At 68.5% G+C, this 14,807-nt stretch carries 11 protein-coding genes and 1 pseudogene; 7 read left to right on the top strand and 5 right to left on the bottom strand.

Going from position 1 to position 14,807, the window contains the following annotated elements; translation table 11 throughout:
• Together mgrA and AC1DCZ_RS04565 are read left to right on the top strand one after the other, a co-directional pair.
• Entirely contained in the window at positions 1-1,038 is a 1,038-nt protein-coding gene (mgrA, locus tag AC1DCZ_RS04570) for an L-glyceraldehyde 3-phosphate reductase (RefSeq protein ID WP_476973565.1), read from the top strand.
• Positions 1,039-1,205: 167 nt separating this feature from the next.
• The gene (locus AC1DCZ_RS04565) at positions 1,206-2,291 is read left to right on the top strand and encodes an inositol-3-phosphate synthase (protein ID WP_476973564.1); all 1,086 of its coding nucleotides are present in this window, start codon (positions 1,206-1,208) and stop codon (positions 2,289-2,291) included.
• A gap of 282 nt (positions 2,292-2,573) precedes the next feature.
• Here the strand turns inward: AC1DCZ_RS04565 and AC1DCZ_RS04560 are convergent, their stop codons facing one another.
• The 3 genes from AC1DCZ_RS04560 to mshA all read right to left on the bottom strand — a co-directional run bounded on the left by AC1DCZ_RS04560 (position 2,574) and on the right by mshA (position 6,764).
• Entirely contained in the window at positions 2,574-3,290 is a 717-nt protein-coding gene (locus tag AC1DCZ_RS04560; protein WP_476973563.1) for an endonuclease domain-containing protein, read from the bottom strand.
• Between the two features lie 465 nt (positions 3,291-3,755).
• Positions 3,756-5,462 (bottom strand): formate--tetrahydrofolate ligase, encoded by a 1,707-nt coding sequence (locus tag AC1DCZ_RS04555; protein WP_476973562.1) that lies wholly within the window; start codon positions 5,460-5,462, stop codon positions 3,756-3,758.
• Between the two features lie 36 nt (positions 5,463-5,498).
• Entirely contained in the window at positions 5,499-6,764 is a 1,266-nt protein-coding gene (gene mshA, locus AC1DCZ_RS04550) for a D-inositol-3-phosphate glycosyltransferase (RefSeq protein ID WP_476973561.1), read from the bottom strand.
• Between the two features lie 133 nt (positions 6,765-6,897).
• Here mshA and AC1DCZ_RS04545 point away from each other — a divergent pair, with 133 nt between their 5' ends.
• Complete coding sequence (locus AC1DCZ_RS04545; RefSeq protein WP_476973560.1) at positions 6,898-7,464, top strand: N-acetyltransferase family protein; 567 nt, start codon at positions 6,898-6,900, stop codon at positions 7,462-7,464.
• A 72-nt stretch (positions 7,465-7,536) separates the two neighbouring features.
• Here AC1DCZ_RS04545 and AC1DCZ_RS04540 read toward each other — a convergent pair whose 3' ends face one another.
• Entirely contained in the window at positions 7,537-8,955 is a 1,419-nt protein-coding gene (locus AC1DCZ_RS04540) for a family 4 glycosyl hydrolase (protein ID WP_476973559.1), read from the bottom strand.
• Positions 8,956-9,037: 82 nt separating this feature from the next.
• Here AC1DCZ_RS04540 and AC1DCZ_RS04535 point away from each other — a divergent pair, with 82 nt between their 5' ends.
• Positions 9,038-10,129: a PfkB family carbohydrate kinase gene (locus tag AC1DCZ_RS04535; protein ID WP_476973558.1), complete on the top strand. Its 1,092-nt coding sequence runs from the start codon at positions 9,038-9,040 to the stop codon at positions 10,127-10,129.
• Between the two features lie 168 nt (positions 10,130-10,297).
• Here the strand turns inward: AC1DCZ_RS04535 and AC1DCZ_RS04530 are convergent.
• A pseudogene (locus tag AC1DCZ_RS04530) lies at positions 10,298-11,496 on the bottom strand (IS110 family RNA-guided transposase).
• Positions 11,497-12,193: 697 nt separating this feature from the next.
• Here AC1DCZ_RS04530 and alr point away from each other — a divergent pair.
• From alr to tsaB, 3 genes are read left to right on the top strand one after another with little or no spacing between them, the layout of a single operon-like run.
• Positions 12,194-13,414, top strand: coding sequence for an alanine racemase (gene alr, locus AC1DCZ_RS04525; protein ID WP_476973557.1), 1,221 nt, complete (start codon positions 12,194-12,196; stop codon positions 13,412-13,414).
• Positions 13,411-14,091, top strand: a complete 681-nt coding sequence (tsaE, locus tag AC1DCZ_RS04520) for a tRNA (adenosine(37)-N6)-threonylcarbamoyltransferase complex ATPase subunit type 1 TsaE (RefSeq protein ID WP_476973556.1) — start codon at positions 13,411-13,413, stop codon at positions 14,089-14,091. Before alr ends, tsaE begins: the two co-directional genes overlap by 4 nt.
• A complete protein-coding gene (tsaB, locus tag AC1DCZ_RS04515; protein WP_476973555.1) occupies positions 14,085-14,756 on the top strand; it encodes a tRNA (adenosine(37)-N6)-threonylcarbamoyltransferase complex dimerization subunit type 1 TsaB in 672 nt (223 codons plus the stop codon). Before tsaE ends, tsaB begins: the two co-directional genes overlap by 7 nt.
• Positions 14,757-14,807: the final 51 nt, after the last annotated feature.

Genomic DNA, 14,807 nt, shown 5'->3' with positions numbered 1-14,807 from the left:
ATGACTTATTTGGCAGCTGACACCCGCTACGATTCCATGCCCTACCGCCGCGTCGGACGCAGCGGACTGAAACTCCCGGCCATCTCGCTGGGCCTGTGGCACAACTTCGGCGACGACAAGCCCTTCGAGGTGCAGCGCGCCATCCTGCGCCGCGCTTTCGACCTCGGCGTCAACCACTTCGACCTCGCCAACAACTACGGGCCGCTCGCCGGTTCGGCCGAAACCAACTTCGGCCGGCACCTGAAGGATGACTTCGCGCCCTACCGCGACGAGCTCATCATCTCGACGAAGGCCGGCTACAACATGTGGCCGGGCCCCTTCGGCGAATGGGGATCCCGCAAATACCTCCTCGCCAGCCTGGACCAGTCGCTGAACCGCATGGGCCTGGACTACGTCGACATCTTCTACAGCCACCGCCCGGACCCGGAAACCCCGATGGAAGAAACCATGGGCGCGCTGGACCAAGCGGTGCGCTCCGGTAAGGCCCTGTACGCCGGCATCTCCTCCTACACCCCGGAGCAGACCCTCGAGGCGGCCCGGATCCTGAAGGACCTCGGCACGCCGCTGCTGATCCACCAGCCCAGCTACTCCATGCTGAACCGCTGGACCGAGAACGGCACCCCGAACCTCTACGAGGCGCTGGAGCAGGTCGGCGCAGGATCCATTGCGTTCTCCCCCCTGGCGCAGGGCATGCTCACCGACCGGTACCTCAACGGCATTCCGGCCGACTCGCGTGCCGCGCAGGAGAAGTCCCTCGCCGAGTCCACCATCACGGAGGACAAGCTGAACCGGGTGCGGGGCCTGCAGCGGATCGCCGAAGGGCGCGGCCAGTCGCTCGCGCAGATGGCCATCGCCTGGATCCTCCGTGAACAAGGCAAGGGCACCCCGGTGACCTCCGCCCTCGTTGGCGCCTCCAGCGTCCGCCAGCTCGAGGACACGCTGTCCGCCATCAACAACCTCGGGTTCACGGCCGGGGAGCTCGACGCGATCGACGAGTTCGCGGTCGAGTCCGATATCAACCTGTGGGCGCAGAAGTAGCTCCCTGGTCCGCCGCTGTGGCGGGGGGTGCCGTTGGGAACAACCACGGCCCCGGCGCCGTTGACTAGAATGCTAAGGGCGCCGTATGGCGCCGTGCCCGCCTGCCGCCGTCGCGCATCAGAGTGCGTCCGTGCCGGGCACGTGAAGTTTGTCCTCAAAGGAGTTTCGTGTCTTCAAATCCGATTCGTGTTGCAATCGTTGGCGTAGGTAACTGTGCCGCTTCGCTGGTCCAGGGCGTCCAGTACTACAAGGATGCTGATCCCCAGGCCACGATCCCGGGTCTGATGCACGTGGAGTTCGGCAAGTACCACGTCAACGACGTCGAGTTCGTCGCAGCGTTCGACGTCGACGCCAAGAAGGTCGGCCAGGATCTGGCGGACGCCATCCTTGCCAGCGAAAACAACACCATCAAGATCGCCGACGTCCCGCCGACGGGTGTCACCGTCCAGCGCGGGCCCACTCTCGACGGCCTCGGCAAGTACTACCTCGAGACCATCGAGCAGTCCACCGCGGAGCCGGTCGACGTCGTCCAGGCCCTCAAGGACGCCAAGGTAGACGTTCTGGTCTGCTACCTGCCGGTGGGGTCCCAGGAAGCCGCCGAGTTCTACGCCCAGTCCGCAATCGACGCCGGCGTGGCGTTCGTCAACGCGCTGCCGGTCTTCATCGCCGGAACCAAGGCTTGGGCAGACAAGTTCACCGCTGCCGGCGTGCCGATCGTGGGGGACGACATCAAGAGCCAGATCGGTGCCACCATCACGCACCGCGTCATGGCCAAGCTGTTCGAAGACCGCGGCGTCACACTGGACCGCACCTATCAGCTGAACGTCGGCGGCAACATGGACTTCAAGAACATGCTGGAGCGCGACCGCCTCGAGTCCAAGAAGATCTCCAAAACCCAGGCCGTCACGTCCAACGTGGAAGCCGACATCGCTCCCCGCGACGTCCACATCGGCCCGTCGGACTACGTCCAGTGGCTCGATGACCGCAAGTGGGCCTTCGTGCGCCTCGAGGGCCGGAACTTCGGCGACGCTCCCGTGTCGCTGGAATACAAGCTCGAGGTCTGGGACTCACCCAACTCCGCCGGGGTCATCATTGACGCCATCCGTGCAGCCAAGATCGGCCTGGACCGCGGCATTGGCGGTCCGCTGCTCTCCGCGTCGAGCTACTTCATGAAGTCCCCGCCGGAGCAGTTCAACGACGACCTCGCCCGTGAAAAGGTCGAGGCCTTCATCCGCGGCGACCTGGAGCGCTAAACCCCGTTCCTCCTCCCTTCCCTCCCCGACGCTCCCTCACTTTTGGAGGGTCCGCCGCCGACGCTCCCCCACTTCTGGCGGGTCCGCCCCCGACGCTCCCTCACTTAGGTGGGGGAGCGTCGTGGTTTCCGGAGTCCGCCGCCGACGCTCCCGCACGTCGGGTCGGCTCCGACCTGATCCTCCCTCACGTCGGGTCGGCCCCGGACCTGATCCTCCCTCACGTCGGGTCGGCCCCGGACCCGATCCTCCCGCACGTTGTGCAGGTGTCGGCGGTTCGCTCCCTCAGCCGGGGCCGGAAAAGCCTGCGGCGATCGAAGGGCTGACGTACCCGGTGCGGAGAGTCCGTTTGATCCTGGCGGTCGCGACCGCGAATCCGTCCGCAAGATCATCTTTTGTCAGGAGGAGTACAGTCCAGCCCGCTGTCTCGAAGGCCTTGTCCCGGCGGCGGCCGCTGAAGATCTGGGCGGGGAGCAGATGGTGTCCGCCGTCGTACTGGACGGCAAGCCGCCGACGGCGATACCCAAGGTCCGCAGTCGGGGAACTCGGGGTCCCCGGACGCAGCAGGAGCTGCAGCTCAGGTTCCGGGAGACCGGCGTCGCACATCGCCAGGCGTAGAAGTGTTTCCGGGCCTGAATCTGATCCCACTCGCATCAAGTCGAGGGCCGCCCGGGCGCGGACGATTCCTTGCAGATTCGGATGCCGGTTCACCATCGATCGCAGTCCATCGATGGTTGCGTATGGCTCGCTCCGTCCCTCCAAACGTAACCGGGGAATCCGAACAAGTTCATCGCCCATGCAGACCAGATCGGACAGGCCCAACCGCCGGGCGAGGTCCAGCCATGTCCGGGGACGCGTGCTGATCCGGATGCCGTCTGCAGTTTCGACCTCGTCATCCAGAGCCAGAACCGTGTGCCCGACGATGCCTTTGCGCCGGACCTCGGGCAGTGCCCTCGGCTTGCTCAGGTGCAGCTCCTCAGAGTCCGAAAGCCAAGGAGGCAAGAGCTGACATCGCAGCCTGGCGGCCGTAACGTGCGAGATCCAAGCCCCTGGAGACGCGGCGGACAGCGCGCGAGCCGCCGTCTCCAGCTCGAAGCTCCAGTCCGCAGGCCGATAGAGACCCCGGCTGATGTGGCGGATGTCGGACTGCCGGAGTCGGGCTCTCGGCACTCCCAAAGACCGGGCAGTCGCGATGGTGAAGGGTGCTGCGCTGAGTGAACCAGGAAGCTGCGCTCGCGTTGTCATGCTGGCATTGTGAACGCAATTGTTAAGCCGTGCTGGAGTTATCCACAGACTCCCTTATCGACCCGAAGCGGCAGGCCCGGGTTTCGGCGATTCCGTCACGAGCACAGGTCCGGATGTGAGGGTGCGACGCCGGGAGGGACGCCGGATGTGAGGGAGCGTCGCCGGGAGGGATGCCGGATGTGCGGGAGGGTCGGGTGGAGGGGCGCCGGATGTGAGGTCGGGTTAGAAGAGGCCGACGGGGTTCCCGTCGGCGTCGACGTCCATCCGCATCGCCGCCGGGACCTTGGGCAGGCCCGGCATGGTCATGACGGCGCCGGTGAGGGCCACGATGAATCCCGCCCCGGTCTTGGGGATGAGGTCCCGCACATGGACCGTGAACCCCTTCGGCGCACCGAGCCGTGTGGCGTCGTCGCTGAAGGAATACTGGGTTTTCGCCATGCAAACCGGCATCCCGGACCAGCCGTTCTTCTCGATCTCCGCCAGCCGTTTGAGCGCCGGCAGGGAGAAGTCCACACCGTCGGCGCCGTAGATTTCCTGCACGATGGTCCGGATCTTTTCCTCCACCGGCATCTCGAGCGGGTACAGGTGCCGGAAGCCGTGCGGGGCGTCGATCGCCGCGGCCACTTCCTCCGCCAGCTTGTCCCCGCCGTCGCCGCCACCGCCGTGCCCCCAGACGTCGGCCACGGCCGCGTGGACGCCCTCGGCGGCGCACCACTCCAGCAGCCAGTCCAGTTCCTCAGGGGTGTCTGTGACGAACTTGTTGACCGCGACGACGGGAACAATGCCGAACTTCTCGACATTGCGGATATGGCGCTGAAGATTGACGACGCCGGCAGCCAGCGCCTCCACGTTGGGCACCTTGAGCTCGTCCTTCGCGACGCCGCCATGCATCTTGAGGGCCCGGACGGTGGCCACGAGCACGACGGCGGACGGCGCGACGTCTCCGACCCGGGCCTTGATGTCCATGTACTTCTCGGCGCCGAGGTCGGCACCGAAGCCTGCCTCCGTGACCACGATGTCCGCCAGGCTGCGGGCCGTCTGGGTGGCAATGAGGGAGTTACAGCCGTGGGCGATGTTGGCGAAGGGGCCGCCGTGCACCAGGGCCGGAGTGCCGGCGATGGTCTGCACCAGGTTGGGTTTGATGGCGTCCTTGAGCAGCATGGTCAGGGCGCCCTGGACACCCAGGTCCGCGACCGTGACCGGCTCCCGGGTGTACGTGTAGCCGAACGTGATCCGGCCCAGCCGCTCCCGGAGATCCCCGAGGTCCGTGGCGAGGCAGAACAGAGCCATGATTTCGGAGGCCACGGTGATGTCGAATCCGTCCTGCCGCGGAATGCCCTGGGTCGGGCCGCCCAGTCCGATCACGACCTCCCGGAGGGACCGGTCGTTCATGTCCAGCACACGCTTGAAGGTCATGCGCCGGGGATCGATGTTGAGCTCATTGCCCTGGAAGATGTGGTTGTCCACTAGCGCCATCAGGGCATTGTTTGCGGACGTGACGGCGTGGAAGTCGCCGGTGAAGTGGAGGTTGATCTCGTCCATGGGCAGCACCTGGGAGTAACCGCCGCCCGCGGCTCCGCCCTTCATGCCCAGGATCGGGCCCAGCGAGGGTTCGCGCAGCGCGATCATGACTTTGTGCCCCGCACGGGCCAGGGAGTCCGCCAGTCCCACGGTGATGGTGGACTTGCCCTCACCGGCGGGCGTGGGGGACATCGCCGAGACCAGGACCACCTTGCCGGGGGCGCGCCGGGCGCCGGACTCGGCGAGTTTCGCGGGATCGATCTTCGCCTTGTAGCGGCCGTAAAACTCCAGGGCCTCGGCGTTGATGCCGGCCGCGGCCGCGACCTCCTCGATCGGCTTCATGACGGCCCGCTGGGCAATCTCGAGGTCGCTCGGAACGGTGTTCCCTGGCACGGTGGTTTCAGACATCGTTGTCCTTCGGCTTGCGGCGTCGCTGGGTCCGGCCTAGGGCGTGTGGCCCACCGGGATGTTCATGCTTCCAACGTACTGTGCCACAGCGGCGTGGTAGCTCTCCAGCGTAAGTGCGGCCGTGCGCTGCCAGCCGAACCCCTGGGCGTGCACTGCGGCTGCACGGCCCATGTCCGCCCGCGTGTCGGGGTCGTCATAGAGAGCCTCCAGAGCGTCCGCCCAGTCGGCGGCCTTGTGCCCCTCCACGAGCATCCCCGTGCGCCCGTCGAAGACGGCGCGGGACAGGCCGCCCACTTTGGTGGCGACGACCGGCGTCCCGCAGGCCTGGGCCTCCAGCGCCACGAGGCCGAAGGATTCACTGTAGGACGGCATCACCACGACGTCGGCCGAGCGGTACCAGCCGGCCAGCTCCGGTGCGTTGACCGGCGGGTGGTGGGTGGCGACGTCGTCCATTCCCGCGGCGCTGATCAGTGACGTGAGGTCGAAGTCCTTCGCCCCGCTTACTGCTCCCAGGATGGTCAGCTGCAGATCGATGTCCGGGCGGCGGGAGCGCAGCAGCGCGGCAGCCTTGATCAGGACCTGCGGGCCCTTGAGCCGTTGGATCCGTCCGGCGAACAACAGATGGAACCTGTCCGGCGGGACACCGTGTTCGGTCCGGGCCCGGGTCCTGAACGCCGGCGTGAACACTGCCAGATCCACGCCGGGCGGAGCCACATCGATGCGGTCGATGTCGGCGTTGTAGTGCGAGACGAGCTCGGCCGCTTCCGTGCCCGTGTTCGCGATCAGCCGGGCGGCCCCGTCGACAATCCGCTGCTCGCCGTCCTCGCGCCGGCGCGGCTCCGGCAACTCCCCGGATTCCAGCAGCAGGTTCTTGACCTTCGCCATGGTGTGCATCGTGTGCACCAGGGGCACGTCCCACAGCTGAGACAGCTCAAGCCCGGCGACCCCGGACACCCAATAGTGCGAATGGATGACGTCATAGCGCCCGTGCGGCTGGAGCTGCCGGACCCGGTCGATTTCGGCCACCATGCTGTGCAGGAGCTCGGGAAGCTCCTCCTTGGGCAGCTTGCGCGGCGGGCCGGCCAGGACGTTGTGGACGCAGACGCCCGGGGAGGGATGTTCGACGGCGGGCTGCCCGGCTGCCGTGGACCTCGTGAAGATCTCCACCTCGACGCCGGTCTCCGCGAGGGCCGCTGCCAGCGCCCGGACGTAGACGTTCATTCCGCCGGCGTCGCCCGAGCCGGGCTGCTCCATCGGCGAGGTGTGCAGGGAAAGGAACGCCACGCGGCGGATCAGCGGCATTGTTTTCCCTTCCCTCGACTTGGTGGCCATGTGAACGGCGCCTGAACTTGGATTCGATAAAACACTACTCCTGAAGTGGCAGAGGGTTCACAGGACCGGTGACAGGGCCGGGAGGGCTGCTAACGTGGCCGCTGTGAGCGCAACTACAGAACCAGGATCCACGGCGGCCGGCTGGGAAATCCGCGAGGCCACCGCACAGGACTGGCCGGGCATCTGGTTGATCCTGGAGCCCGTCATCCGGGCCGGGGAGACCTTCACCTGGGACCGGGACACCCCCGAGGACGAAGCCCGTGGCCGGTGGTTCAAGCAGGCGCCCGGACAGACGTTCGTCGCCGTCGGGAAACGCGCCGGTGGCGGGGCCGGCAGTGACGCCGGTGGCGGCGCCGGTGCAGTGCTGGGGACAGGGGAACTCCATGCCAACCAGGGCGGCGGCGGCAGCCACGTCGCCAACGCCGGCTACATGGTCCACCCGGACCACGCAGGCAGGGGTTTGGCCCGCGCCCTCTGCGCCTACTCGCTCGACGCCGCCCGCGCCGCCGGCTTCCGGGCCATGCAGTTCAATGCCGTGGTCGAGAGCAACGTCCGGGCCGTCGCCGCGTGGAAGTCGATGGGATTCGAGGTCCTCGCCACCATCCCCGAAGCGTTCGAACACCCGCGGCTGGGCTACGTGGGCCTGCATGTGATGTACCGCAAGCTCTAGCTCCAGGTGCCGCGCCCGAACGTCCCGCTGCCGCGCCGGCGCCCCGACGCCGCTGCCGCCTGCGCTCCCGCTTCAGTCCCGGCCGCGCCAGAGCTGCGCGAGCTCCGGGAACGCGGCCTCGTACCCGGTGAGCAACTTCCCGGCGAGGGCGTCCGAATCCACGAGCGGGTGCCGGGCGAAGGCGGCGAGGGCCGCATCCCGGCTGCCGGTCGTGGCTGCCAGCACCACAAGGCGCTCGACGTCCTTGACGCGCCGCATGAGAGCCAGCTGCGCGGGGGCCGGGCGCTCCTGCGGCAGCGGGACCACGCCGTCGGGCGTCACCCGGCAGGGGACCTCGACGACGGCGTCCGCCGGCAGCCCCGGCACGGCCGGTGCAGCCCCCGGTCCCGGGAGCGTGTTGACAGTATTCAGGATCAGCTCCGTCTCGCCGCGGCGCGGGGAAGCACCTGGCTGAGTGCCGGGCAGGGGCCCAGGGGAGAGGGCCCGCATGGCGGCAAGGGCGACGCGTTCGTAGCCGCCACCGGCAAGGTCGGACTCGTCCCGACGCTCGCCCGCCTGCCGGGCCTCCGCCAGGTACCCCTCTTCGCGGGACAGGCGCGCGGCATCCCAGAGCGGATACGCGGCCGGACCGGCGTCCCGCAGCCGGGGATAAAGCTCCGCCTGCTGCCGCTCGATGCTCTCCCCGCGCGTGCGGTCCAGGGCGCGGATGCCGGCCACGGCGCGGGCGGTCTCGTAGTAGTAGTAGAGGTACTCGTTGGGCAGGCAGCCCAGGCCGGCGAGGAACTCCTGGCCGAACAGGCGGCCTTCCTCGAAGCCGGCCAGGGCCGGGGCGTCCGCCAGCAGGTCCGGGAGGACGTCCCGGCCGGCAGGCTCGAGCCGGTACAGCCAGCCCAGATGGTTCAGACCGGCGTAGCCCACGCCGTCGAGCCTCCCCGCCGGGAGCGCGACGCCGGCGGCGTTCGCCGCACGGTACACGAGGCCGCCGGCGGAGTCGCAGATGCCGATCACGCGGCTGCCGACCACGGGGACGAGGGCCTCCGTGACCATGCCTGCCGGGTTGGTGAAGTTGAGCAGCCATGCCCCGGGGCAGAGGCGCCGCATTTCGGCCGCCAGCTTCAGCATCGGCGGGATGGACCGCAGGGCGTAGGCGATGCCGCCGGCGCCGGTTGTCTCCTGGCCCAGCAGTCCCAGGTCCAGGGCGACGCGCTCGTCAGCGGTCCGCCCCTGGGTGCCGCCGGGCCGGATCGCGGCAAACACGACGTCGGCGCCGTCGAGGGCCGCCGGCAGGGACGAGGTGGTGCGGACCGCAGGAAAGCGGCCCGGGGCGGACTGTGCGAAGGAGGCCAGGACCGCCTCGATCGCGGCCAGCCGGCCGGCGTCGACGTCGTAAAGTACCAGCTCCCTGACCAGCCCCTCAAAGGGGCCGGACGAGAGCGCCCGGTAGATCAGCGGGACCCGGAACCCGCCCCCGCCGGCAATGGTGAGCCGCATGCGGGCAGTCTACTCGCAGCCTCTCCGCCACGTCCCGCGCCTTGCCTTTCCACTGGTAGAACGACGGCGTAGTGTGCCATACATGGACGCGAACCCAAGGCGGCGCTTTGATCCGCTCTCAGCGGTCCGCACCCCGGCGGCGGAGGGGTTCGACCTGCTCCTGACCGGCACCGTGTTCCAGGACATCATTTTCACCGGGCTGCCGCACGCCCCCCGGGCCGGGACGGAAATCTGGAGCGACGGGATGGGCACCTGCCCGGGCGGGGTCGCCAACCAGGCGATTGCTGCGGCGCGGCTCGGGTTGCGAACGGGGCTGGCGGCCGCGTTCGGGGACGACGGTTACGGGGACTACAACTGGAAGATCCTGGCCGCCCAGGAACATGTGGACCTGTCCCTGTCCCGCCGTGTGCCGGGCTGGCATTCGCCGGTTACAGTGTCCTTGAGTGTGGAGAAGGACCGGTCCATGGTGACGCACGGGCACCCGGCGCCGGTGACTTCCACGGAGCTGATCGGTTGTCCGCCGCCGGCGCTGGCCGCCGTTGCCGAGCTGGGTGAGGAACTCGAGCCGTGGGCCCTTGATGCGCGCAAGGCAGGCGTCCGGCTGTTCGGCGACGTCGGCTGGGACCCCACCGGCGCCTGGTCTGCGGCCCGGCTGGACAACTTGCAGTACTTCCACGCCTTCATGCCGAACCAGCGCGAAGCCATGGCGTTTACCGGCCGCGACGACCCCTGGTCCGCGCTGTATTCGCTGGCGGACAAAGTGCCCGTGGCAGTCGTGACGCTTGGCGCGCAGGGATCCATGGCTGTGGACTCCGAAACGGGCGAGGAAGAGTGGGTGCCGTCCCTGCCCGTCGCGGCCTACGATCCGACCGGCGCCGGGGACTGCTTTGGCGCCGCCTTCATTGTTGGCTGCCTGGCGGGATGGCCGCTCGGGGACCGGCTCCGTTTTGCCAACCTGTGCGCCGCGCTCGCCGTACAGGAAGTGGGCGGTTCCCTCGCTGCGCCCGGCTGGGGCGACATCGCCGACTGGTGGCAGCGGGCCAACGCCCGCAAGGAACGCCAGAGCAGCCAGTGGCTGCGCCGGTACTGCTTCCTGGAGGAGATTGTCCGCGACGTGCCGCCGGAGGCGCAGCGGCGCGCGACGGCGACCATCGCGCATCATTCCGACGCCTAGGCGTATTCTCCCGCTCCGCCACGGTTGGACATGCTCCGCGTTCGGGCCCGGTCACGGTTGGGCATGCTCCGCGTTCGGGCCCGGGGGTGGGCATGAGGGTGTTGTGCCCTGTGTTGGGTGCCAGGACTGGGCATGTCCTCCGTGGGGGGGGTGTCCCTATGCTTTTGGTCAAGCGGCAAGGACCGGCTTCTCGTCGTAGAGGGCGCCGTGTCTGAGCATGGAGTAGATGACGTCGCAGCGGCGCCGGGCCAGGCAGATGACGGCGGCGTTGTGTTTCTTTCCCTGGGCGCGTTTCTTTTGGTAGTAGGCCTTCGATGCCGGGTGGTGGCAGCTGGCGATCCAGGCCGATCTGAAGAGTGCGTTCTTGAGCTGTTTGTTGCCGGAGCGTGCGGGGAATTCGCCGCGTATCGAGGTTCCTGATCGCCGTGTCACGGGGCGATGCCGGCGTAGGCGGCGAGGTGTCCGGCAGAGGTGAAGGTGCGTGCGTCGCCGATGGTCAGGAGTATCGTCGCTGCGGTCTTGATGCCGACTCCCGGCATGGACATCAAGACCCGGGAAAGAGGGAAGTCATCGAGCAGTTTTTCGACTTCTTCTGCGACGATGGCGCGTTGGTGTTTTAGTTCCTTGATTTGCGCCGCGACACGGGGGATGACCAGTTCGACGGCGTCGGTGCCGATCACGGTCACGGTCTGCTCACCCAGTGCCGAAAAGACGGCCTCGATGAGGTTCACGGGGTCCTTGCGGCTGCGATTTCTGGCCCAGCGCAACACGTTGGACCTACCCGCGGCCCGGAGCCCGGTGGGTCCGGAGTACTTGATGAACAACTCCAGGACCAGGGACCTGGTCAGCACCGTCCCCGGGAAGGTGCGCTCCAGGGCCGGGAAAATCTGCAGCAGCAGGGACCGCAGGCGGTTGATCGCCCTGGTGCATTCATGGGTCAGGTCCGCGTCGAATCCGGAGAGGACCTTGAGTGCCGCGAGCACCTCGCTGTCCCGGTCAACGGCCCGCAGGGTGTGCGGCATCGCGCGTGCCGTCTCGGCGATGATAAACGCATCCCGGGCGTCCGTCTTGGACTTTCCGGGATACAGATCCGCGGCTTTGCGCATCGCCAGGCCCGGCAGGTAGGCCACCGTGCAGCCGCAGTCCCGCGCTACGGCTATCGGCAGTGCCCCGATGGTGTTGGGCTGGTCCACGATCACCAGCACCCGGCCGTGCTGCTGCAGGCCGGTGAAGAGCTCGCGCAGCCGCGCCTCGTCCTGCGGGAACGGTTTATCGAAGACCCGTTCTCCCTCGGCGTTCAATGCGGCGGCGTGATGCTCGGATTTGCCGACATCGAGTCCGCAGTACACCTCGTATCCTTCGTCCATCCGGCGCTCCTTTGCACCACCACATGGCCGCAGTCACGACACCCGATGCTGGCACCCACGTTACAAAGAGACCTGGCACCAGTTGAAGGAGCCGGCCGTGTCCCTATCAGCAGTCAACGCGTGTCTCCGAACCCGGCGACAACACCCCCCGGATCATCAATGACAGGGCGAGAAAGTCATACCGGGTCCAGCGACCAAATCCCCGGCCTTCGGGGACCCAATAAATGTAACGGGGGGGGGACGCTCCCCGGCCCGGTCACGGTTGGACATGCTCCGCGATTGGGCGCGGGGGTGGGCGTGAGGGTGTTGTGCCCTGTGTTGGGTGCCAGGGCTGGGCATGTCCTCCGTGGGGGGGACGCTCCCCGGCCCGGTCACGGTTGGACATGCTCCGCGATTGGGCGCGGGGGTGGGCATGAGGGTGTTGTGCCCTGTGCTGCGTGCCAGGAGTGGGCATGTCCTCCGTGGGGGACCCTCCCCGGCCTGGTCACGGTTGGGCATGCGCCCCGTTCGGGCCCGGGGGTGGGCATGAGGGTGTGGTGCCCAGTACTGGGTGTCAGGACTGGGCATGTCCTCCGTGGGGGGACCCTCCCCGGGCCCGGTCACGGTTGGACATGCTCCCCGCCCGGGCCCGGGGTTGGACATGCTCTCCCGTCGGCCCGAATTATCCGGCCCGCTGCGCCACCCCTAGAATCGTTAAGTGACTTACCCAGCAGCAACAGGCGATCTCCGGCCCGATGCGGCGGCAGCGCCCGTCCACCCGGAGGAACGCTCGGCCGTAATCGACCTCGAAGCCATCCGCCACAACGTCCGGCGCCTGGCAGCCGTGGCCTCGCCCGCGAAGATCATGGCGGTGGTCAAAGCTGACGCCTACGGCCACGGCGCCGTTCCCGTGGCCCGGGCGGCCCTCGGCGCCGGCGCCAGCTGGCTGGGAGTGGCCCATATCTCCGAGGCGCTGGGCCTGCGCGCTGCCGGCATCGAGGCCCCCATGCTGGCCTGGCTGCACACCCCCGAAAGCAACTTCGCCGCCGCCGTGGCCGCCGGAATCGACATCGGCTGCTCCGGCTGGGAGCTGGACCGGATTGTGGCCGCCGCGCGCGAGCAGGAGCGGCCGGCCCGCATCCACTTGAAGATCGACACCGGGCTCGGCCGCAACGGCGCCACCCTCGACGCCTGGGACAGCCTCGTGGGCGAGGCCATGGAATACCAGGACCAGGGCCTGCTGCGGGTTGTGGGGATCTTCTCCCACCTGGCCGTCGCGGACGAACCCGAACGGCCCGAAACCGATGAGCAGCTCGCCGCATTCCGCCAGGCCCTCGCCATCGCCCAGGACGCCGGTGTGGATCCCGAGGTCCGACACCTGGCCAACACGCCGGCCACCCTTTCGCGCCCGGACACGCATTTTGACCTGGTCCGCGTCGGGCTGGGCCTCTACGGACTGTCGCCCTTCGAAGGGCAAAGCTCCGAGGAGCTCGGCCTGCGCCCCGCCATGACGGTCCGCACAGTCGTTTCGCACTGCAAAGACGTGCCCGCCGGACAGGGTGTCTCCTATGGCCTGAACTACCGCACCGGCGGATCCAGCACGCTGGGGCTCATTCCCCTTGGCTACGCCGACGGCGTTCCGCGCGTCGCCACCGGCGGTCCCGTCCGCGTTGAGGGCAGGAACTATCCGGTGGTGGGACGCATCGCGATGGACCAGATGGTGATCGACCTGGGACCGCGCAACGTGGCGGCCGGCGGCCCGAGCGTCCTCGGCGCCGAGGCCGTGCTGTTCGGCAATGGCGCCGACGGCGGACCCACCGCCGAGGATTGGGCCCGGGCCGCCGGAACCAACAACTATGAGATCGTCACGCGGATCAGCCCCCGGGTGCCGCGCCGCTACATTAACGAAGAGCCCTCTACCCCGGGATTACGGCCGTGACCGGACCGGCGTGGGAACGGACGCTTAAGGTCCGGACAGCGGATCAGACGCACGCGCTCGCGGCGGCCCTGGGCGCCGTGCTGGAGCGGGGGGACCTGCTGGTCCTGACCGGCGAGCTGGGCGCGGGGAAGACAACGTTCACGCAGGGACTTGGCGAAGGCCTGGGCGTCCGTGCGGGCATTATTTCGCCCACTTTCGTGCTGGTCCGCATCCACCCCAACCTGACCGACGGAACCCGGCCGGGCGGCCCGGACCTTGTGCACGTGGACGCCTACCGGCTGGGGTCCGCCGCCGAAATTGATGACATCGATCTGGAGAACACCATGGACTCGGCCGTGACCGTCGTCGAGTGGGGCCGCGACCGGGTGGAACACCTGAGCGACAGCCGGCTCGAGGTAGAACTGCACCGCACGCTCGGCGGTGCACCAACTACAGGAACCGCCCCTTCGGGAACCGCGGCCCCCGGCGTCCCGGACGGCGCCACTCCCGGACACGCGCCGGCCCCCGGCGTCCTGGATTTTGACACGGACGACGACGACGAGCCCCGCACCGTCGTGATCCGCGGCTTCGGTCCGCGCTGGACGGAACCCCCTGTCCTGCGCGGGTTTGGGCCCCTGCCGGAGGCCAATGCCCTTGCCGGCAACCCCGCGGACCCGGAACGGAAGCCCTCATGCTGATTCTCGCCATCGACACCTCGGCCGTGGCCAGCGCCGCGCTCATCTCCGATGACGCGCCGGAGTCCGTGGTGGCCAGTTTCTCCACCGAGGACACCCGCACCCACGCGGAAGTCCTGGCCCCGGGGATCGAGAAGCTTCTGGCCGGCGCGGGCCTGTCCGGTGACGACGTCGACGCGATCGTCACCGGTGTGGGTCCCGGTCCCTTCACGGGCCTGCGCTCGGGCATAGTCACCGCCCGCACCCTCGCCTTTGTGTGGGGCAAGCCGCTGTACGGCGTCATGAGCCTGGACGCGATCGCCCTCGAAGTGGCTGAATCCACCGAGGCGGCCGCAGAGTTCATCGTGGCCACCGACGCGCGCCGCAAGGAAGTCTACTGGGCCCGCTATGCGCTCGCCGGCGGCCAGTTGCCTCAGCTGCTGGACGGACCGCACGTGGGATTTGCCGCGGATCTCCCGGACCTCCCCGTCTACGGTGCCGGTGCCGGGATCTACGCAGGCGTGCTCAAGGCTGTCCCCGAGTTCAGCGCCCGGCAGCCCGAGGCGCTCTCGCTGGGCCAGTTCGCCCTGGCACGTCTTACGGCCGGCGAACGGCTCCTGGATTCCACCCCCCTGTACCTGCGGGAGTCCGACGCGCAGGTACCCGGACCCCGGAAGCGGGCGCTGTGAGCCCGGCGGATGCCAAGCCCTCTGCGCTGCCGTCCGGCGTGACGCTGCGGG

The organism is Arthrobacter sp. 10N418, assembly GCF_056394725.1.
This window is presented reverse-complemented; position numbering and strand designations above follow the sequence as displayed.

What these genes read in the sequence shown, in the direction of transcription:
- mgrA (WP_476973565.1), top strand. Translation starts at nt 1, where the DNA reads ATGACTTATTTGGCAGCTGACACCCGCTACGATTCCATGCCCTACCGC.
- AC1DCZ_RS04555 (WP_476973562.1), bottom strand. Translation starts at nt 5,462, where the DNA reads ATGTCTGAAACCACCGTGCCAGGGAACACCGTTCCGAGCGACCTCGAG.
- mshA (WP_476973561.1), bottom strand. Translation starts at nt 6,764, where the DNA reads ATGCCGCTGATCCGCCGCGTGGCGTTCCTTTCCCTGCACACCTCGCCG.
- AC1DCZ_RS04540 (WP_476973559.1), bottom strand. Translation starts at nt 8,955, where the DNA reads ATGCGGCTCACCATTGCCGGCGGGGGCGGGTTCCGGGTCCCGCTGATC.
- AC1DCZ_RS04535 (WP_476973558.1), top strand. Translation starts at nt 9,038, where the DNA reads ATGGACGCGAACCCAAGGCGGCGCTTTGATCCGCTCTCAGCGGTCCGC.
- tsaB (WP_476973555.1), top strand. Translation starts at nt 14,085, where the DNA reads ATGCTGATTCTCGCCATCGACACCTCGGCCGTGGCCAGCGCCGCGCTC.